General features: G+C 58.0%; 18 protein-coding genes. 9 read left to right on the top strand and 9 right to left on the bottom strand.

Features of this window, described 5'->3' with window-relative positions; genetic code table 11:
* Nucleotides 1-5: 5 nt before the first annotated feature.
* The 3 genes from DIT71_RS12060 (at nt 6) to DIT71_RS12050 (ending at nt 4,425) form a co-directional block, all read left to right on the top strand.
* Nucleotides 6-1,283: an HlyC/CorC family transporter gene (locus tag DIT71_RS12060; RefSeq protein WP_114613476.1), complete on the top strand. Its 1,278-nt coding sequence runs from the start codon at nt 6-8 to the stop codon at nt 1,281-1,283.
* Nucleotides 1,284-1,407: 124 nt separating this feature from the next.
* Nucleotides 1,408-2,010, top strand: coding sequence for a Yip1 family protein (locus DIT71_RS12055; protein ID WP_114613475.1), 603 nt, complete (start codon nt 1,408-1,410; stop codon nt 2,008-2,010).
* A gap of 186 nt (nt 2,011-2,196) precedes the next feature.
* Nucleotides 2,197-4,425, top strand: coding sequence for a DUF1631 domain-containing protein (locus DIT71_RS12050; protein ID WP_114613474.1), 2,229 nt, complete (start codon nt 2,197-2,199; stop codon nt 4,423-4,425).
* Between the two features lie 75 nt (nt 4,426-4,500).
* Here DIT71_RS12050 and grxD read toward each other — a convergent pair whose 3' ends face one another.
* A complete protein-coding gene (gene grxD, locus DIT71_RS12045; RefSeq protein ID WP_114613473.1) occupies nt 4,501-4,827 on the bottom strand; it encodes a Grx4 family monothiol glutaredoxin in 327 nt (108 codons plus the stop codon).
* Between the two features lie 326 nt (nt 4,828-5,153).
* Here grxD and argF point away from each other — a divergent pair, with 326 nt between their 5' ends.
* Nucleotides 5,154-6,068, top strand: a complete 915-nt coding sequence (argF, locus tag DIT71_RS12040; protein ID WP_114613472.1) for an ornithine carbamoyltransferase — start codon at nt 5,154-5,156, stop codon at nt 6,066-6,068.
* Nucleotides 6,069-6,072: 4 nt separating this feature from the next.
* Nucleotides 6,073-7,143, top strand: coding sequence for an ABC transporter ATP-binding protein (locus tag DIT71_RS12035; RefSeq protein ID WP_114613471.1), 1,071 nt, complete (start codon nt 6,073-6,075; stop codon nt 7,141-7,143).
* Nucleotides 7,144-7,163: 20 nt separating this feature from the next.
* Here the strand turns inward: DIT71_RS12035 and glpK are convergent, their stop codons facing one another.
* The 3 genes from glpK to DIT71_RS12020 form a co-directional block, all read right to left on the bottom strand.
* The gene (gene glpK, locus DIT71_RS12030) at nt 7,164-8,645 is read right to left on the bottom strand and encodes a glycerol kinase GlpK (RefSeq protein WP_114613470.1); all 1,482 of its coding nucleotides are present in this window, start codon (nt 8,643-8,645) and stop codon (nt 7,164-7,166) included.
* Between the two features lie 280 nt (nt 8,646-8,925).
* Nucleotides 8,926-10,500, bottom strand: a complete 1,575-nt coding sequence (locus DIT71_RS12025) for an ATP-binding protein (RefSeq protein ID WP_114613469.1) — start codon at nt 10,498-10,500, stop codon at nt 8,926-8,928.
* 58 nt (nt 10,501-10,558) lie between these two features.
* Nucleotides 10,559-11,296, bottom strand: coding sequence for a response regulator (locus DIT71_RS12020; protein WP_114613468.1), 738 nt, complete (start codon nt 11,294-11,296; stop codon nt 10,559-10,561).
* Nucleotides 11,297-11,595: 299 nt separating this feature from the next.
* Between DIT71_RS12020 and DIT71_RS12015 the strand changes: the two genes are divergently transcribed.
* A complete protein-coding gene (locus tag DIT71_RS12015; RefSeq protein WP_114613467.1) occupies nt 11,596-12,360 on the top strand; it encodes a GNAT family N-acetyltransferase in 765 nt (254 codons plus the stop codon).
* A 30-nt stretch (nt 12,361-12,390) separates the two neighbouring features.
* On the top strand, nt 12,391-13,200 hold the full coding sequence (locus DIT71_RS12010) for a lysophospholipid acyltransferase family protein (protein ID WP_114613466.1): 810 nt from the start codon (nt 12,391-12,393) through the stop codon (nt 13,198-13,200).
* Here DIT71_RS12010 and DIT71_RS12005 read toward each other — a convergent pair.
* From DIT71_RS12005 to DIT71_RS11990, 4 genes are all read right to left on the bottom strand, one after another.
* Nucleotides 13,185-13,643, bottom strand: coding sequence for an FKBP-type peptidyl-prolyl cis-trans isomerase (locus tag DIT71_RS12005; protein WP_114613465.1), 459 nt, complete (start codon nt 13,641-13,643; stop codon nt 13,185-13,187). The two genes, DIT71_RS12010 and DIT71_RS12005, sit on opposite strands and share 16 nt — an antisense overlap.
* Nucleotides 13,643-15,850 carry an acetyl-CoA hydrolase/transferase C-terminal domain-containing protein gene (locus DIT71_RS12000; RefSeq protein ID WP_114613464.1) on the bottom strand — a complete coding sequence of 736 codons (2,208 nt, stop codon included), beginning with the start codon at nt 15,848-15,850 and terminating at the stop codon, nt 13,643-13,645. The genes DIT71_RS12005 and DIT71_RS12000 overlap by 1 nt, the downstream gene beginning before the upstream one ends.
* A 177-nt stretch (nt 15,851-16,027) precedes the next feature.
* Complete coding sequence (locus tag DIT71_RS11995; RefSeq protein ID WP_114613463.1) at nt 16,028-16,342, bottom strand: hypothetical protein; 315 nt, start codon at nt 16,340-16,342, stop codon at nt 16,028-16,030.
* 255 nt (nt 16,343-16,597) lie between these two features.
* On the bottom strand, nt 16,598-17,635 hold the full coding sequence (locus DIT71_RS11990; RefSeq protein ID WP_114613462.1) for an NADP(H)-dependent aldo-keto reductase: 1,038 nt from the start codon (nt 17,633-17,635) through the stop codon (nt 16,598-16,600).
* 146 nt (nt 17,636-17,781) lie between these two features.
* Between DIT71_RS11990 and DIT71_RS11985 the strand changes: the two genes are divergently transcribed.
* Together DIT71_RS11985 and DIT71_RS11980 are read left to right on the top strand one after the other, a co-directional pair.
* The gene (locus DIT71_RS11985; protein ID WP_114613461.1) at nt 17,782-19,002 is read left to right on the top strand and encodes a glycosyltransferase family 4 protein; all 1,221 of its coding nucleotides are present in this window, start codon (nt 17,782-17,784) and stop codon (nt 19,000-19,002) included.
* Entirely contained in the window at nt 18,968-19,543 is a 576-nt protein-coding gene (locus DIT71_RS11980) for a phosphatase PAP2 family protein (RefSeq protein WP_114613460.1), read from the top strand. Before DIT71_RS11985 ends, DIT71_RS11980 begins: the two co-directional genes overlap by 35 nt.
* On the opposite strand, the gene dinB is transcribed toward DIT71_RS11980, so the two are convergent.
* On the bottom strand, nt 19,518-20,582 hold the full coding sequence (gene dinB, locus DIT71_RS11975; RefSeq protein WP_114613459.1) for a DNA polymerase IV: 1,065 nt from the start codon (nt 20,580-20,582) through the stop codon (nt 19,518-19,520). The two genes, DIT71_RS11980 and dinB, sit on opposite strands and share 26 nt — an antisense overlap.
* Nucleotides 20,583-20,599: the final 17 nt, after the last annotated feature.

Here is a 20,599-nt window from a genome sequence, read left to right as displayed (position 1 = left end):
CCGACTTGAACGAGACATCGCTTACCGCGCTGTTCATCATCCTGGTAGGACTGATCGTACTCTCCGGATTTTTTTCAAGCTCCGAAACCGGCATGATGTCGCTCAACCGCTACCGGTTGAAGCATATGGCCAAGACCGGCCACAAGGGTGCCAAACGGGCCCAGGCACTGCTGAACCGCACGGATCAGCTGATCGGCGTCATCCTTATTGGCAACAATTTCGTCAACATTTTTGCCTCCGCCATTGCCACGGTTATCGCCATACGGATCTGGGGCGACGCAGGCATTGCCATTGCCACCGTGCTGCTGACCATTGTCATACTGATTTTTGCTGAAGTAACACCCAAAACCCTCGCGGCGCTGTTCCCGGAGAAAATTGCCTTTCCTGCCAGCCATGTACTGGGCCCGCTGCTAAAAATCCTGTACCCGGTAGTCTGGGCCGTTAATCTGTTCACCGGCGCCATTCTCAAAATTATCGGCGTATCTGCCAACGACGTTGCCAACGAACACCTCAGCCGCGAAGAACTCAGGACCCTTGTCAACGAGGCAGGGGCACTGATTCCGGCGAAGCACAAGGACATGCTGGTCAGCATTCTCGACCTCGAAAAGGTAACCGTTAATGACATCATGGTCCCCCGAAACGAAGTGGTCGGCATTGACCTTGAGGACGACCTGGACACCATCCTGCGCCAACTGAGAAGCAGCCAACATACCCGGCTGCCAGTCTTCAAAGGCGACATCAACAACATACAGGGCGTGCTTCACCTGCGTAATGTCTCCAGACTGCTGCTACAGGATGACATCAACAAGACCATGCTGATGCAGCTTTGCCGGGAGCCCTACTTCGTTCCGGAAAGCACGCCACTGAACACCCAACTGATCAACTTCCAGAAGCAAAAGCGACGCTTCGGCATCGTGGTGGACGAATACGGGGAAGTTCTTGGCCTGGCCACCCTGGAGGACATACTGGAAGAGATTGTCGGCGAGTTTACCACCGATTACGCCGCCACAAGCCCGGACATCATTCCCCAGGACGACGGCACTTTCATTATCGATGGCACATCAGCCGTCAGGACCATCAACAAAGCCCTGGGCTGGAAACTGCCGATTGACGGCCCCAAGACTCTCAACGGACTGATCACCGAAACCCTCGAAAACATTCCGGAAACCAACGTCTGCCTGAAAGTCGGCGGCCATCGGGTTGAAGTCCTGCAGATCAAGGACAACGTGGTCAAGGCTGCCATCGTTCACCCCAAGAAACGGAAAAAGCGCGCGACCAGCTAGATCATCGAGTTATAACAGGAATATCTTTAGAAAGATCAAAATTTAATCTTTCCCCTTGACCGCACGGCCGTTCCCGCCAAGACTGAAGATGTACAACAAAACAATAATTAACAGGAGTATGTCCATGAGTCTAACCCATACGGTGGGTCTGCTTACGCATCCGGATCGCGAATGGGAAGCCATTCGCAACGAGCCGGAATCCCTCGGCAAGCTTTACTTCGGTCACGTTCTGCTGTTGGCACTAATCCCGGCACTGGCCGGTTTCTACGGCAGCACCCAGGTTGGCTGGCAGATTGGTGACGGCCAGGTGATCAGGCTGACATCCACCAGCGCCCTTCAGCTTTCCGTACTCTTCTACGGAGCCATGCTCGCAGGCATATTTATCATCGGGCGCTTCATTGACTTTTTTGCGGCCACCTACGAGGTCAAAGACAGCACTCCGAGAGGAATCACACTGGCGGCCTACACCGCCACACCGGTGTTTATGCTGGGCATTATTGCGGTATATCCCAACATCTGGGTAAACATGATCGTGGGGCTTATTGCCGTTGCCTATGCTGTCTACCTCCTCTACGAGGGGCTGCCGATACTGATGAAAATACCGGAAGACCGCGGCTTCATGTTTGCCACCGCCGTACTGACCGTCGGGTTGGTCATGTTTGTCGGCCTGCTCGCCATTACCGTGGTGATCTGGAGTGTGGGCATCGGCCCGGTGTATGTAAGCTGACACCAGCCGACAGGATCCTCTGAAAGCCGGGAGACCATCGGGTCTCACGGCATTTTTTATTTAACGACTCTGTTAGCATTTGGTCATGTTACCAAGTGTTAAAATGAGGTAGATTTAACTTATAAATAATAAACACGGTTGTAAGCTCGGTCATGTATCCGGTTGAGGCGTACACAGGAGTCGGCCATGAATAAGCAGTCCGGCATACATTATCTCCGCGAGCACCGGGAGGCTGGGAGTTCAAACCCCGTACCTGCACAGGTGGTCCGTATTCGTGACACTGTTGTTGCCGGACTGGGAGATTTGTTGCAGGGTGCATTTGACGCAGTTGATGACTCGCTGTTCGAGCTGGCAAACAATGCCAGGAGCAATAACGAGCAGAACCGCTATTTTGAAGCCATGCGCGAAATCCGTATCAAACGGAAGGGCGTTGAACGCCATTTCCAGAATGCAGTTGCCCAGCTGTTTGCGAACCCACCCCGTAGCGGTACCGTGACAGCCGAGGAAAGCCTCGCCAATCAGACCAGCCCCGACAGCCTGTCGCTGGTGGGAGATGACGACCTGGAAGAACAGGTTGCCCTGAACGCGATGATTACCAAGTCCAAGGTCCATTTTCAGGGCCCGCTGCTTCAGCTGCAGACCCGATTCAGTGTCGTCTACCCTGGCGCAAGCGAAGAAATACCAGTCAACCCCATGGCGCCTGAACACCTGTGCAGTGCCTTTGTTGAGGCCATCCAGGCCCTTGAGATCCAGATCCGCGAGCGTCTGATCCTGCTCAAGCAGTTTGACCGTTACGTGGTATCGAACCTGGGCATGTTGCTCGATGAGGCCAATCGCATACTGATTCAGGCCGGCGTCATTCCAAATTTCCGGTACCATGGTACGGCCGGCGAGCAACATGACCCCTCTGCACAGGGTCCGGCGGCGGAACAGCCCGCCGATCAGAGCACCTCTGCCTCGGGCGGTCAGCAGGGGCATCATGAAGGCGCCATGTTCGAGCAGATCAGGCAAATGCTCGCCCATCAACGCGCCAATGCCGGCATCCCGCCCAGGGCTTCAGACCCAACCGTCCATGTGATTGGCGGCGCAGAACTCGCCAACCTGCTGGGGGCGCTCCCCCAGCAACCCCGGGGTGAGCAGGTCAGCGGTAACCTGAGCTCCGGTGAGCCGGTGATTGTCGATCTGTACCAGGTGGTCGAGCAACTGCTTGCCCAGGCCGGAACCACCAGCGATGGCAAGAAGCCAGCGCTGAATGAAATGGACGAGGACCTGATTAACCTGGTCTCCATGCTGTTCGAATTCATTCTTGATGATTATAACCTGTCAGCGCCTGTCCAGGTGCTGATCAGTCGCCTGCAGATTCCCATCCTCAAGGTGGTAATCAAGGACAGAACGTTCTTCAGCAAAGCCAGCCACCCGGCCCGCCGACTGCTTAATTCACTTGCCCGTGCCGGCATCGGCTGGAGCGAGAGCGACGAGAAAACCCGGGATAAACTTTACGAGCAGATCCATGCCGTTGTCGCCCGTATCCTGAATGAATTCGACGGTGATGTGACCCTTTTCGCAACCCTGGGCGATGAGTTTGAACAGTTTCTGGCCCGGGAAAACCGCAAGTCTTCCCTGGTGGAACAGCGTACCCGGGAATCGGAACGTGGCCGTATCAAATCCCAGAAGGCGCAGGAAACAGTGGATCAGCTACTGCAGAAAAAGCTGGCGCGTTACAAGCTGCAGGAACCGGTCCGGAATATTCTGTTGAACGGCTGGAGCCGGGTCATGTTTCTGGCCTATCTCCGGGACGACGTGGAACATCGCTGGCTGCAGACCGTTCGGGTTGTGGACGACCTGATATGGTGCCTTTACCCCCATCAGGACGACGAGGAGCGTGACCAGTGGGTCCGCGTTGTGCCCGGGCTTTTGAAGTCCCTCAGGGCCGGTCTTGAGGAAGTTTCCTACAATTCATCCAGACTGGATGAAATGATGTCGGATCTCAAGCATGAGCTGACCGAAGCGTTCCGCGCCAATGCGCTTGCCGAAGCCATGGAGGACATTCCAGCGCCGGAAGCCGAGGATGAGGACGACCCGGTCAATCACCAGACCGCCATACAACGGCAGCAGGAGCTGGAGGATGCAGCAATCGCCGAGTATGTGGCACAGATAGATGAAATAGAGATTGGCAACTGGGTGGAGTTCAATCTGGTGAACGGCGCCAGCTTCCGCTGCAAGCTGTCCGCCATTATCGAAGAAGCAGAGTGTTTCGTCTTTGTTAACCGCATGGGGCTGAAGGTTATCGAGAAGTCCCGGACCGATCTCGCTCACGAGATGCGGCGGGGGCGCCTGACTGTTCTTGAACAGGGGGCGCTGATCGACCGGGCCCTGGACGCCGTTGTAGGGAGTCTGCGGAGCAAGACGGGATAAGCGGTCGTCCCGTGCGGAGGCGCTTCCGGGGTTGAACTGATCGTTGCCCCGGAAGCGCTTATCGAAACCGGATTTTCAGGCTTCGGCCTGCTTGACGGCTGCCTTGACCTGCTCGGCCAGTTCACCACTCTCGGACATCTCCAGAATGATGTCGCAACCACCGACAAGCTCGCCGCTGATATAAAGCTGCGGGTAGGTTGGCCAGCTTGAGTAGACTTTCAGCCCTTCACGCAACTCCTGATTATCAAGGATATTCACAAAGGCAAACCGCTCGCCACAAGCCATCAGGGCCTGAACGGTTTTGGCGGAAAAGCCACACTGTGGCGCCTGCGGCGTACCCTTCATGTAAAGGATAATGGGGTTTTCTTCAAGCTGGCTCTTAATGGTTTCGTTGATATCCATTGCACTTACCTCTCATTGAAACGGGATGGGCCTTGCGGTTACCCGACTGGCCCCATTGTACACGTACCGGCATTGCCACCAAACACCGACATTGATCCAGCACAACCACGTGACCGGCGGCGTTGTCTTCAGAACCCTGACGGGCTAGACTTGAGCCCCTGCCTTCCAGGAAGCCAGGCAACCCCCGTCTTACTTTCCCGCCAGTGCGGCCTTCGCCGCCCGCTGGCGTATTGTTGTTTCAGGACAATGACCTCTGCGGGCCGGTTGTAACACGAACACGCACCGGAACTCGGACACAGGGTTATCGATCAACTAAGGGCCATAGCATGGCAGCAAGACACTTTCTCACACTCAATGACCTCAGCTCTGATGAGCTCGAGCAACTGCTGGATCACGGCACCCGACTCCGCAACGAGTGGCGCCATGGCACCTTGCGCGAGACCCTGAAGAACCGCGTTCTGGCCATGATCTTCGAGAAATCCTCCACCCGTACCCGGGTTTCCTTTGAAGCAGGCATGACACAGCTCGGGGGCGCGGCCCTGTTCCTGTCTCCCCGCGATACCCAACTCGGCCGTGGAGAGCCCATCGAGGATTCTGCCATCGTGATTTCCAGCATGGTGGACGCGGTGATGATCCGCACCTTCGCCCACAGCACCGTCGAGAACTTTGCGGCAGCCTCGAGAGCTCCTGTTATCAACGCGCTCACGGATGATTTCCATCCCTGCCAGTTGCTAGCCGACATGCAGACCTACCGCGAACATCGCGGCAGTATCCGCGGTGGCACCGTGGCCTGGATCGGTGACGGCAATAATATGTGCCAGTCCTATATCAATGCGGCCGTGCAGTTCGGATTCAACCTCCGCGTGGCCTGCCCGGAAGGCTATGAGCCGGACAGCAGCCTGATTGAGGACCAGGGTCAGCAGGTGTCAATTGTTCGTGACCCCGCCGAAGCGGCCAAAGGTGCAGACCTGCTGGTTACTGACGTTTGGGCGTCCATGGGCCAGGAGGACGAGCAGAGAGCCCGGCAGAAGGCTTTTCGCAACTATCAGATCAATCCGGAATTGATGAAACTGGCAGACAAGGACGCTCTGTTCATGCACTGCCTGCCGGCCCATCGTGGCGAGGAGATCTCTGCAGACATGATGGACCACCCCCGCTCCGTGGTCTGGGACGAAGCCGAGAATCGCCTGCATGCGCAAAAAGCATTGCTCGAGTTCCTGATACTCAATCGACTGGACTGACTGGATGACTGAAAGCCTGGTAAAGCCTACCGACTGGCTGCTGGAAGTAAACAATCTCTCCTGCGGCTATGGCGACGGCTCTGTAGTGACGGACGTCAGCTTTGCCCTTAGCCACGGCGACATCGGCTGCCTGCTGGGGCCGAGCGGATGCGGGAAAAGCACCATTCTGCGGGCACTGGCAGGTTTTCTGCCCATCAATACAGGCGAGATCCGCCTGCAATCAAACGCCATCAGCCTCCCCGGCCGCACGCTGGCTCCGGAAAAACGGCGTATCGGCATGGTGTTCCAGGACTACGCCCTGTTTCCGCACCTGACAATTGCCGAAAACGTCGGATTTGGCCTGCGCAATGAAAACCGCAACGAGAAGCGCCGGAAGGTCATGGAACTGCTTCAGCTTGTTCATCTGCAGGATCTTGCCGAAAACTACCCCCATGAGCTGTCCGGCGGGCAGCAGCAGCGTGTGGCGCTGGCACGTGCACTGGCCCCCGAACCCACGCTGATTCTGCTGGACGAGCCATTCTCCAGTCTCGATGCAGACCTTCGTCGCCGGCTGAGCCTGGACGTCCGGGAAATTCTTAAGACCCTTGGCATCAGTGCCATCCTGGTAACCCACGATCAGCAGGAGGCATTCGCCATGTGTGATCAGGTGGCGGTTCTTAAGGCTGGCTCCATCCAGCAGTGGGATGTGCCCTATAACCTTTACCACGAGCCCGCCAATCGCTTTGTGGCAAATTTTGTCGGCCAGGGTGGATTCATACCGGGCAAGACCCTGGGTCCGGATACTATCGAATCGGAGCTGGGGGTGATCTGTGGCAACCGGGCCTATAAGTGGACGCCCGGTACACTGGTAGACGTGCTGATTCGACCCGATGATATTGTTTACGATGCCGAGTCGGACCTTAAACCGCGGGTCGTGGAAAAGACCTTCGCCGGCACCTCAACGCTTTACCGCTTCCGCTGCTCGGAAGACACCGAATTCGAGGCCCTGTTCCGCAGTCATCTTGATTTCCACCTGGGGGAGCATGTTCCGGTCCGGGTCGAAGCCGACCATCTGATCGCGTTCGAGCGAATCTGAACCGGGCACACTGCAGCGGATCAGTTATTACAGACCCGCTCGACGGAATCCAGCCAGCCAGCGTACAGTTTTTCCCTCAGGGCCGGCAGCATCACCGGTTCAAAGCGGCGTTCGCGCTCCCATAACCGGGCTATCTCTTCCAGGCTCTGATAGACACCGGTTTGCAGGCCGGCCAGGTAGGCTGCCCCCAGTGCCGTGGTCTCGGTGACCCCCGGCCGATCCACCGGCACGTTGAGAATGTCCGCCAGGAACTGCATCACCCAGTCATTCACCACCATCCCGCCATCCACCCGCAATGCCTGCACGGATGCTCCGTCGTTAAGGATGGCCCGGATCAGATCCTTGGTCTGGTAGCACACGGACTGCAGGCCGGCGGTGACGATTTCACCGATACCGGTGTCCCGGGTCAATCCCAGAATGGCCCCGCGGGCATGGGGATCCCAGTGCGGGGCACCAAGCCCGGTAAATGCGGGCACCAGGTACACGGGATTATCCACGCCCACCGCCGTAGCATAGGCAGAGGACTCACTGGCGTGACTGATCAGCCGAAGGCCATCACGCAACCACTGCATGGCGGCACCGGCAACAAATATGCTGCCCTCCATGGCATAGCAGGGCTTGCCATTGAGGCGATAGGCCATGGTTGTCAGCAACCGATTCTCCGAGCGCAGCGCTTTCTCACCGGTGTTCAGCATCAAAAAGCAGCCGGTTCCGTACGTGCTCTTTGCCATCCCCGGCTCAAAACAGGCCTGGCCAACCAGTGACGCGTGCTGGTCACCGGCGATGCCCGCCACCTGAACGGGCGCGCCCAGCCACTGCTCGTCAGTGACACCAAAGTCCGCTGCCGAATCCAGCACCTCCGGCAATAACGCCGAGGGAACGCGGAACAGCGCCAGCAACTCGTCGTCCCATTGCTGCTCGTGGATATTGAACAACGCTGTGCGGGAAGCGTTGGTGGCATCCGTGCGGTGCGAGCGGCCGCTGGTGAGATTCCACAGCAGCCAGCTGTCGATGGTGCCGAAGGCAAGCTCTCCCGCTTCCGCTTTCGCCCTGGCCCCGTCTACCTGGTCCAGGATCCAGGCAATCTTGGTAGCGGAAAAATACGGGTCGATAAGCAGCCCTGTGCGTTCAACAACGCTGCTCTCGTGGCCATCGGCCTTGAGTTTTGCGCAGACGGATGCGGTGCGACGATCCTGCCAGACAATGGCATGATAAATGGGAGCTCCGCTTGCCCGATCCCAGATAACGGTGGTTTCACGCTGATTGGTGATACCGATACCCGCCAGCTCTGAGGCGTCAACGCCGGATTCTTTCAGCGCCTGCCGGCATACTTCAAGGGTGCTGTCCCAGATTTCCACGGCGTCATGCTCCACCTGGCCGTCTTTGGGAAAATACTGGTGAAACTCCTGTTGGGCCGTAGCAACGGAGATGCCGGAGGCATTGAAGACGATGGCACGGGAACTGGTGGTGCCCTGATCGATAGCGAGCAGGTACTGGGTCATTTTGAGGCGTCCTTTCAGAATAGTCGGCATCGTTGTTGTTAGTGATGCAATCTTCTCAAAGGATCGGAGAGAACGCCATGGCGTGAGCGGAGACAAAAAAAAGGGCCGGTAGACCGGCCCTCAAATGACGAATGAAACAAGGAAAGTTCGTAAGAACTGCAACCTCAAAAGTCATCCCTTACGAAATCAGTGTCCCGCACAAATTCAGGGCCTTCAGTTGCGGTTGTGTTGCTGGTTTGTTACATCCGGTGAGGGGCCGAGAAAACCATCACAACCCCACTCACAGGCTGTGTTCCATGGGCTTCTTCCGGGGCCATACCAGGCTGAACCGGGCACCGCCCAGCTCTTCACTGCGGCTGACAAAAGCCTGGCCGCCATGCCAGTAGAGAATTCTTCTCACGATTGACAGGCCAAGACCGTAGCCACCGGAAGTCCGGGTACGGCTGTCATCCAGCCTCGCAAAAGCGGTGAACACTTTTTCCCAGTCCTCCTCGGGAATTCCCGGGCCATCATCTTCAACATCGATGCGACAATTGTCTTCATCAAACTGGCAATGAACCCTGACCCTATGCTCGGCGTAACGGGCGGCGTTGCCCACCAGGTTCTGGACGGCACGATGCAGGTAGCGGGGCTCAACATCCGACAACGACCAGCGTTCCGAGTCATCGTCAATATCTGCCTCGATGCTGTGCCCGGGGCGGATCATCTGCTGCTCGCTGACCACCTGCCGGACAATATCCGAGACCGATGTTTCCTGCAGCGCAAAGACCGGGCCGCCCTGCTCGAGCCGGGCATAAGTCAGTATTTCGTCAATCAGCTCGTCCAGTTCCTGAATGTCACCGTCAATGCCGTCCAGCTGTTTCTGGAGCGCTTCAGGGCTGCTGGCGCTCTCGATCATCTGGATACCGAAACGGATTCGGGCAACGGGCGTTCTCAGTTCGTGGGAAACCGCATGAATCATTTCCCGCTGCACGCCTACGAGCCTCTGGATGTGCTCCGCCATGCTGTTAAAGGCTACCGCAAGCCTCGACACCAGCCGGCTGTCACCGGCATCAACTCGAGCACCCATCTCCCCCCGGGCAATACGGATGGCAACGGATTCTACCGCACGCAGGTTGCTGTCCACATCTCTCAGGGCAAGAAACAGCGCCAGTGCAAGTACACCCCCCGTTACTGCCAACAGCAGCAGGACTACCGGCCAGGCCCAGGGATTGAAAGACGCCGGCATCGCCATATCCACCAGCGTTCCATCCTCCAGACGAAGCAGCACGTGAGCGCGGCCCTGAACGGGATGATGGTAGAGGGAGATACCGCGCTCTGAAACGCGCTCCAGAACATCCGAATCAGGGAGAGCTGACTGGTCCTGAACGGCTGCCATATTGACGGCAAGAGCGCCTGACAACTGCTTCATTGTCTCTTCCCGGCCCTCAGCCGGCACCGGGTCCAGGTGAATGCGGGCAACCAGCGCTGTAGCCTCGGCAACGTCCGTATAGATATCCCCCAACCGCAGGTCGAGGACACGACCCTGCCCACTCTGAATCATTACCTGCTGGCCGATACTGGTTTCCCGGGCCACGACCTGACCATAGGAGAGGCGTTCCCTGATGACATTGGAGAGCGCCAGGTCACCGGGAGGGGCCACCCGGAAATCATAAAGCGACTCAAGCCAGTGGTACTGGTATTCGGGATGAGGGGTTGCCGCAATCCAGCGCAGCAGCGGCCCGGAAAACCGTTCCTGCCAGAACTGCTCCCGCACGGAATTCACCCCCAGAAATAGCGCTGCGCAAGTCAGCAGAATCAGAAAGGTCAGGCCAATCAGGCGGGCATAGAGCTTGAGAAAGAATTTGAGGGGCATTGCGATAACCCTGGCGATGAACGCCAGCCCGGGCGGGCCAGCGCCAGAGACTGAACAGTCAGGCTTCCTTTACGAACAGGTAGCCTTTACTGCGTACGGTTTTAATGCGCCTCGGGTGGATGGGATCGTCACCGATCTTCGGGCGTATCCGTGAAACCCGGACGTCAATCGAACGGTCCTGGCCATCGTATTCAATACCCCGGAGTGCGGTGAAAATCTCCTCGCGGCTGAGAACACGGCCAGCATTGCTTGCCAGCAACCACAGCAGGTCGAATTCTGCGCTGGTAAGATCGATGCTGTTTTCACTCAGCCAGGCTTCTCGCATGGATCGGTCCACAACCAGATCGTTGAACTGCAGCCTGACGGGTTCCTCGCCATTACCCTCTTCCGCGGCGGTCGACCCGGTCTCTGTGATCCGGCGCAGCAAGGCACGGATTCGTGCCAGCAAAACCCTGGGCTGAACCGGTTTGCCTATGTAGTCATCGGCACCCATTTCCAGGCCGAGCACCTGGTCCAGGTCATCTGTGCGAGCCGTCAACATAATAATGGGACCAGGATAGAAGGGTCTGGCACGCCTGCAGATGGAGAGCCCGTCTTCGCCGGGCAGCATCAGGTCAAGCACCACCAGGTCGGGCTGTTCCTTGCGGATACGCTCAACGGCGTTGCCACCGTGGGTTTCGAGAGCAACTGTCAGACCATTGCTTTCCAGATACTCCTTGGTCAGCTCGGCCAGCCTCTCATCATCCTCGACTATAAGAATCCGCCAACTTTCGTTCGTCTGTTCCACGCCATCCATCTCTGATTTTGTTTTTCCAGTTTGTGAAGCTTCCGGCCACGCTCACCGCGCCTGGCCGGAGACGAGTTGTCTGTCGGAAGCTCTTCCTTGTAACCGACAATACAGACTACCTCCTGTAACAGCAATTATACATGCTATTCAGAAATATACATGGAACCGCCTGTTCGTTACAGGACGTGACAAACGTCACACCGTGTGATCAGCGCCGACCCGTGTCACGAAGTCGTCACCCCCCGTTCATTCCGGTGTCACACGGGATTCATAGCCTTGTCGAAAAGTGGAAACAAAGAGGCATTGCCATGAACGCCCAGATCGCCCGCACTGCACGTCCGGCTCGCCGGCTTAAAACCGTCATCACCCGGCAGCCGGATCTGATCGAATCTGCCCAGAAATTGCGCTACCGGGTATTCTCGGAAGAGTATGGCTCCGACCTGGGCGCCGCTACCCCCGGGATCGACGCGGACGCATTCGATCGTTTTTGCGACCACCTGATTGTTACCGACGAAAACACCGGTGAACTGGTGGCTACCACGCGCGTGCTGCATCACAGCAATGCCCGGGAGGCCGGTGGTTTCTATTCAGAAGGTGAGTTTGAGCTGTCCTCGCTGTACCGCCTGCCGGGCGCCGTCGCGGAACTCGGTCGGACCTGTGTGCACCCGGACTACCGCAACGGCGCTACCATCAGCCTGTTGTGGGCATCCGTGGCTGAATACCTGGTGTCCCGTAACGTGGATTACCTGATTGGTTGTGCCAGCATCGGCATGTCAGACGGCGGCCTGAAAGCATGGCGTATAGCGCGCTACCTGCAACGGGAGTTTCTGGCGCCAGAGGAGTACCGGGTAACGCCGCTGCGGGCCTTGCCCCACCTCACCCACACCCTCAATGAAGACCGGCCAGTGGACGTTCCTGCCCTGATCAAGGCCTATATGCGCCTCGGTGCCAGGGTATGCGGTGAGCCCTGCTGGGACCCGGATTTCCGCTGTGCCGACCTGTTGGTGGTGCTGGATGTCAACAACCTGGCCAGTCGCTACAGCCGCCACTTCATGCGCACCCAGGCCCGATAGAACACCCAGCCGGCAATCAGAGGAGTGGCCATGGAACTTACCCGCTTGATCACAAGACTCACACTTTTTGCCGGATTTCTGGCACTGACCGCGTTTCTGGCAGGCACCCTGCTGCTGATTGACGCCCTGTTCCGCAGCCACATAGACCGTGCCCCGTTTGCCCGCCTCTGCTTCCACGGTGCCAGCCGTTGCCTGGGCTTTCGGGTGTCGGCACTGGGTGCATTCAGCGACAGGCCGGTGCTTTACGTCAGCAATCACATTTCCTGGTCTGATATTCCGGTGCTGGGAGGAATGGTGCCCCTGCGGTTTCTGTCCAAGGCGGAAGTGGGTCGCTGGCCGGTAATCGGCTGGCTGGCCACTCAAGCCGGCACGCTATTTATCCAGCGCGGCGGCGGCAAGGCAGGTCAGGCCCGCTGTGAAATTGCCGACACGCTGCGTAGCGGGCAGTCGGTGCTGGTTTTCCCGGAAGGAACCACCACCGCAGGCGTCACCGTTCTGCCCTTTCATAGCCGGCTGCTCAATGCCGCTGCGGATGCCGGAGTGGACATCCAGCCGATCAGTATCGGTTACCTGAGAAACGGGCACCCGGACCATCTGGCTCCGTTTATCGGAGACGATGAATTTCAGCCTCATCTGGTCCGGCTGCTCCGCCAGCCGGCGGTGGAAGTGGGCGTGATCGCCCACCCCGTGGTGACCATCACGGGCGACTGCGACATGTCGAAGATTTCCAAAGAGTTGCAGAAGACGATCCAGGAAGGCCTGTGGCAGATCCAGGCAGGGCGGCTCTCTAAAAGAGGAGCAGCCGCCAGCCCGGGAGTGCGGCGTCAGCTCAGCGGGTGACCGGCATTGATTTCTTCTTCCGTGGCTTCACGCCTGCCGAGGATTTCCAGATCGAAATAGAGAGTGAAGCCTGCCAGCGGATGATTGGCATCTACCCTCACCAGGTTGCCGTCAATAGCCACCACCTGAACCACCTGGGCGCTATCGCCGGTGTTGGTCTGGAACTTCATTCCCACCTGCAGGTTCTCCACACCTTCAAACATGGAGCGGGGTACCGTGCGGATAAGCTCGGGGTTATGGTCACCATAGGCCATGGCGGGTGGCACCGTTACTTCCAGGCAATCCCCCACATTGCGGTCTGCCACCGCTTTCTGGATGCCTTCAATGATCTCCGGGCTACCCTCCAGAAAGTGTAGCGGCTCGCTGCCCTCGGAGGTGTCGACCAACTCTCCGAGCTTGTTCTTGAGAACATAGTGAACGGTAAATACAGCAGGTTTTTGCATCAGGCAGTATGGTTTCCTGTGTCCGGTGTGTCAGTCAGGTTCAGTGCGTGAATGACCAGGCGCTGCTCCAGCCTGGCTTTCAGCCCACTGGGTTTTTCCAGGCTCATGCGCTCCAGCAACGACCGGTAACGGTCCTCATCGTCCTTTGCTTTCATTGCACGCCATATTGTTGCCAGTTTACCACGGCGGGTCGCCGTTGCGGCCTTCAGGGTCTGCAATGCCTTGCCCAGCTTCAGCTCTTCATCGGTGAAATCCCTGCCAAAAGGAAAAGGCGGAAACACCTCTCTGTCACCCGCCGCCTCGATGGCCGCCGCAATCGCCTCCGGCGTGTTGTCGCACCACTCCGCTGGCAGACGGAACGAAGCATCCACTTTTCCCGCATCCTGGGCCTGTTTCAGCAGATCCTGCTGGAACCGTGAATCGGCAATGCGAATCAGGCGCAGGTATACCTGCTCATCCGACTGGCCCCTCAGGTCCGCGATGCCATATTCAGTGACCACGATATCTCTCAGGTGGCGGGGAATGGTGCAGTGGCCATAACTGAACACGATGTTGGACAGGGTTTTACCGGCAGAGCTGCGGGTACTGCTCAGGGTCATCACCGAGCGCGCACCGGGCAGTTCATGGGCCATGGCGACAAAATTATACTGGCCACCCACGCCGCTGACGACCCGACCGTCATCCAGACCATCGGATACCGCCGCCCCGCTCAGGGTATACATCATCGCCGAATTGACAAAGCGGCTGTGAATCCTTTGCTCGACTTTCAGGCGCTGATCACCGAAGGCGTGATCGTAAAGGTGGTTGATGTAATTCACACTGGTCAGACAGATGCGCTGCCGATCCTGCGGTGACAGATCCCGTAATCGCTGGTAAAACTGCTCGGGACCGACGTAGAAACCGCCGTGGAGCACAATGCCCCCGGTCAGGCGCTCACCAAGAGCCATTGTGGCAATGGCCTGCCTGACGTCTTCACTGTCCAGATCCAGGTCCACTGACTGTTCACCGATTTTCAGGCGCCCGCCCTTGAACTCCACGCCCGGTTGAAAAATACCGTAACGACGAAGCCATTCTACGTCCCGGGCCCTCAGCGGTGAGTCAATCAGCTGTTCCCGTCGCAATACATCCAGCGTATCCAGCGAGACACTGTGGGACAGGTCGCCGCGGTTGATCAGTGCCTGCAAGCCGGCGTGATCAAACACTTCGCGCTTCAGCACACCGGCTTCCATCAGGTAGATAAACCCGTCCACCATCATTTCACTGCAACCGTAAAGTCCCTCTGCAAAGGTACCGGTACCGCCATATTCATTGACCACGGGAAACCGCTCGGCAATCTGAAGGTGGTCAAAGACCTTGTTCCAGTGGTCGTTGTCACGGTGTCGCAGGATTGTACTGTGTACCAGCGCGGCGCCCAGGGACCCGATGCCCACCTGCAGGGTGCCCCCGTCCTTCACCAGCGCGCTGGCATAGAACCCGATCATATGATCTTCCGCGCTGACCGACATCTGCGGCGCAGAAAACAGGGGATAATCCGACGAGGACTGCTCAAGAACCATATCGAATCGGGTCTGCTCGACCGCTGCATCGTTACCCATGAAGGGGAGGTAGCTATTGGTTTCAGCCACGATGGCGACAGGTGTCCCCGCTGCTTCGCGCTGCCGGAGCAGGGGAATCAGATCGAGGGTGAGATCCGGGTTGCTGCTCAGGCTGAACTTGCCCTGCTGCTCCGGCCCTGCCGGCGGTGCCACCATCTGCGCCACCACATTGACGCCAATCGCCAACAGGTCACGGACCGCATGGGTGTAGTTGGTACAGACATAATTTCGCTGCTGGGTTTCGTTGTGGAGAAAGGACCCTGCCTTGAAAAAGAATTCCGACACTTTCACGTTCTGCGGCAGCTTCTGCCGAGTCACATCCCGGGCATACTCGAGTTCCGGGATCTGTCCATAGAGTCGCTCAACGAAAGGCCCCAGGAAACGCTTCTCCAACGACGAGCTTCCCGCCGGAGCGGCGAGGGACAACGCGGTCACGATATGCAGCTGAATGGATGAGTCATCCCGCGCGCGCTGATACAATGCGTTCACGAAACGCACAGGTTTGCCGAGCCCGAGCGGCAGGCCCAGGGTAATATTCTTCCCCACGCGACGGATCAATTCATCGACACACTCACTGCCCGTCTCCAGCGTAACCGGTTGTTCCTTTGCCATGGTTATACTCCGTTTCTATCCGTCAAGAGGCATCAAAAAGCATTCGACATGGATAATCACATGCGAAAACGCTTCAGGCAATGCGCCCGGTCATATAAACGGCAATTCGGGAAGTTCAGTGCAGAGAGGAAAGCCCGCGTCGGCGCTGGGGTCGACGGAGAGGAGTCAACAGCGGATTCAGAAATTCCATTTGAGATTGAGACAGGCGCCCTCTTCTAGCAACGCTATGCCATGATCCGCACGCGCAGGGTCAGATGCGTAACTTCTTGACCGGGTGTCCGAGCCACTGAAGCCGAGGCTCAGCAAACGTGAGCCAAGGTTGGCATACATGTCCACGTCATCGCTTTCAAAATCTCCCGACATCTGATCCTGAAGCTGGTAGATATCTTCAGCCGGCATCTCGTCGGCGAACACTCGCTCACCGGCTTCGGCGCGAACCACAAAAGCGATCATGTTAAGGGCAAGAAGTGCGACGAAAATACGGATAATCATGAGTTTTCTGGCGACCTGTTAACGAAACGGAAGTCTACTGTCACATAAGGCTTAAGTCTAATGATTAACCGCCGGAAAGATGTGATTGCGCACACACTTGTGACGATCTTTTGTCACAGGTTTGCCAGTGTTTTGTCAAAAACTCATCGACTTTGATTGCAGCCTGTAATCGGTGCCGCTGTTTCGCGCCTTTATGGGCAACAGAGCAGCGTTTTTGCAACTTCCACGCATTAAAAAATCGTAACGACGATTCGCTCAGGGACAGGGATAGGTGTACTTGCCGTTAAGTTCCTCGATCGCCTCCAGCACATCATCCCCGAGAGCAACGGAAGCCGATCCCAGGTTTTCACGAAGCTGCTCCAGGGTGGTGGCACCGATGATGTTGCTGGTGACAAAATCTCGACTGGTGACATACGCAAGCGCCATCTGTACCGGCGACAACCCATGTTGGCCAGCCAGGTCCACATAGGCACGGGTGGCCTCAAAACCCCGCTCGCTGGTGTACCGGGTGAACCGGTCAAAGCGGGTCAGACGTGCACCCTCCGGGCGATGACCGTCCAGGTATTTACCTGAAAGCATACCGAACGCGAGGGGTGAGTAGGCCAGCAGGCCCACCTGTTCGCGGCAGGCGATTTCCGCCATGCCCACTTCAAAGGTCCGGTTCAGCAGGTTGTACGGGTTCTGCACGCTGACAATACGGGGCCAGTTACGCTCCCGCGACAGCCGCAGGTATTCATTGGTACCCCAGGGCGTTTCATTGGAGAGGCCGATATGGCGGACCTTGCCCTCCTGCACCAGTTCAGAAAGCGCGCCGAGCGTTTCTTCAATGGGGGTGGCCTGCTCGTCCTCCCGGTGCCGGTAACCAAGCTTGCCGAAAAAGTTGGCATTTCGATCCGGCCAATGCACCTGGTAAAGGTCAATATAGTCGGTTTGCAGCCGACGCAGGCTGTCTTCGCAAGCCTGGCGGACATGGTCCCGGGTCAGGCGGGGGCCGTTACGCAAATAGGTCAGGCCATTGCCAGGCCCGGCCACCTTGGACGCAATGACCAGATCATCCCTGCGCCCACGTTTCGCCAGCCAGTTTCCCAGATAGGCTTCTGTCAGCCCCTGGGTCTCGGCCCGGGGCGGCACCGGGTACATCTCCGCCGCATCAATGAAATTGACGCCTTCGGCGGTTGCCAGGTCCAGTTGCCCGAAGGCCTGTTGTTCGGTGTTCTGCTCTCCCCAGGTCATGGTACCCAGGCAGATCTCGCTGACATCGATATCGGTGCTGCCCAGTTTGCGGGTTTTCATGCGTGCTCCCAGTGTTGTTGGTAGAAGGATGAAAAGATAAAGCGCTGGTTGCTGAAAGGGTCAACGGATTGTCACGGAAGTGTCCCGGAACTGTCATGCCAGCTTTTCATAGTAGAGGCATGAGGAAAAGCAGCACAGGAAACATCATGAGCGGAACCACTCAGGCTTCAGGGCGAAGGCTTCACATTACCATTGTTGCGGAGACGTTTCCTCCGGAGATCAACGGCGTGGCCAACACTTTGCGGTATCTTTGTCTGGGACTGATGCAACGCGGGCACAGGGTGTCGGTTATCCGCCCGCGCCAGAGTCATGAGTCGAAAGGCCCACGTTGCGCAGCAGGGGAACGGCTGTTTTCCCAGGAGCACCTCGTCACCGGCCTGCCAATTCCCGGCTATGGCGACCTGCGGTTCGGGATCGCCCGCCCCGCTTATCTGGCCTCCCTGTGGGAACGCGATCGCCCGGACGCAATCTATGTCGCCACTCAAGGCCCTCTCGGGGTTGCCGCGGTTTCAGCGGCCCGAGGCGCCGGCCTGTCAGTCAGCTCCGGCTTCCACACCAACTTCCATGCCTACAGTCGCTATTATGGCGCCGGTTTTCTGGAAAACCTGCTGTGTGGTTACGGCCGCTGGTTTCACAACCGAACCGCCCTCACCCTGGTTCCCACCCGGAAAATAGCGCGAACCACTGCCGACATGGGCATTTACCCGACATCGGTCTGGAGCCGCGGTGTCGACTGTCACCGGTTTTCGCCTCACAAGCGGGATCCCGTGCTGCGGCAGCAATGGTGTCTGCAACCCAGCGAACGGGCTGTTCTCTATGTCGGGCGACTGGCACCGGAAAAGAACCTGCAGATGGCCGTGTCCTGTTTCGAGCGCATCCGCGCCTTGCACCCTGCTGCCCGATTTATCCTGGTGGGTGACGGACCCATGCGCAAGCGTCTGGCCGAGCGCCACCCGGACTATATTTTTGCGGGCACCCGCCGGGATGAAGACCTGACCCGGCACTATGCTTCAGGGGATATTTTCCTGTTTCCCAGCAAGACCGACACCTTTGGCAACGTGGTCACGGAAGCCATGGCCAGTGGCCTCGCCGTCGTTGCTTTTGATGATGCTGCTGCCGGCGAGCATATCCGCCATGGGAGCAACGGTATGAAGGCACCCCTGCCCGACGATGAGGGCTTCGTGGATCACGCCCTGCGCCTGGCCGACCAGCCCACACTGATGAACAGGATTCGCGCCCAGGCACGCCTGGATGCGCTGGAGCTGGACTGGGCGGCACAGGTCGATCAGTTCGAACACCTGATACTGAACCAGCCACAAAGGAGCCACTGCAATGCCCTCAACCAGCAAGGCATCCCGTATTTTTAGCGTGGTGGACCAGAAGGAATTTGCCTTTTGCCAGTCCATCAACCGCACCCTCAGGTTCCGCCCGGTCCACGGTTACTTTCAGGTGGCAAGCCGGCTGGGTGACGGCTGGTTCTGGTACCTGGTGATCCTGGCCCTGCCACTGCTCAGGCCCCAGGACGGTCTGTCCATCGCACTGCTGATGGTTGCAACCGGACTCACCTGCACCATTACCTACAAGCTTTTAAAGCGCTGGCTGATCCGCGAACGGCCATTCATATCGTTCCCGTCCATCAACTGCGGCACCCCGCCCCTTGACCGCTACAGTTTTCCGTCCGGCCACACGCTGCACGCCGTCTGTTTCAATACCGTGCTGGCCATGACTGTACCGGGTCTGGCCTGGCTACTCCTCCCTTTCACACTCAGTGTGGCCGCTTCAAGAGTGGTGCTGGGATTGCACTATCCCAGCGACGTCGCCGCGGGAGCCCTGATCGGCGGCAGCCTGGGCCTGCTGTCGGCATTCGGCCTGCATGGCGTGTTCAGTCAAATAGCCGCAGCTGCATAACCGGCGATTCATCGCTGCGAAACCGCACCCCCAAACCCAACAAACGCACAGGCCGTTCAGCATTGCTGACCAGCTCATCCAGTAACGGCTGGTAGTCCTCCATTGCTGGCTCCCGGATCTGTTCGCGCACCCGCTCCAGGGTATGGGTGGAAAAATCGCTGTAGCGGATTTTGATAAACAGTTTGTGGATGGGCTTGCGGGCGGACTTGCGAGTCAGCCTGAGATTCAGGTCTGCCACCAGGGACGCCATCACCGACTCGCAGGCCCGCTTGTCTGGGAGATCCTGGGAAAAGGTGCGCTCCACGCTGACCGATTTGGCGATGCGGGACACCACGACATCGCGGTCGTCCCTGCCATAGGCCATTTCCCGCAGTCGATATCCCTGTTTGCCGAATTTTTCCAGCAGGACATCGGCAGGAATGTTCTGCAGATCACCGCATGTCCCGGCGCCCAGGGCGTGAAGTCTGCCGGCGGTTACCTGGCCCACCCCGAACAGCTTTTCGACCTTCAGATCCCGAACAAAGCCGTCAACGTCCTCCGGGCGAATCACAAACAGACCGTCGGGCTTTTTCCAGTCACTGGCAATCTTTGCCAGGAATTTGTTGGGAGCCACACCGGCGGAGATGGTAATGCCCACCTCATCCTTTACCCGCTGCCTGAGATGCTGCGCCATCAGGGTGGCACTGCCTTTGTGATCACTCACTTCGCTGACGTCGAGATAGGCTTCGTCCAGGGATAGCGGCTCCACCAGGTCGGTCAGCTCACGTAATATCGCCATGACCTGTTTCGACACAGCCCGGTAACGGGCCATGTCTGTCGGCACCGTCACCAGCCCCGGGCAAAGGCGCCGTGCTTCGCCGCCGGGCATGGCAGAACGCACCCCGAAGGCTCTCGCCTTGTAGTTGCAGGTGGTGACAACGCCACGGCCACCCTCTCCACCCACCGCCAGGGGAACCTCTCTCAAAGAGGGATCGTCCCGCATTTCGACGGCGGCATAGAAACAGTCGCAATCTACATGGATAATCTTGCGCTGGGCCATGACTCTTCAATCAGGTA

Source organism: Marinobacter vulgaris (assembly GCF_003344045.1).
In the GTDB taxonomy this organism is placed as follows: Bacteria; Pseudomonadota; Gammaproteobacteria; order Pseudomonadales; family Oleiphilaceae; genus Marinobacter; species Marinobacter vulgaris.
Note: the sequence above shows the minus strand (reverse complement) of the source record. Positions and strands in the feature narration are given on the sequence as shown.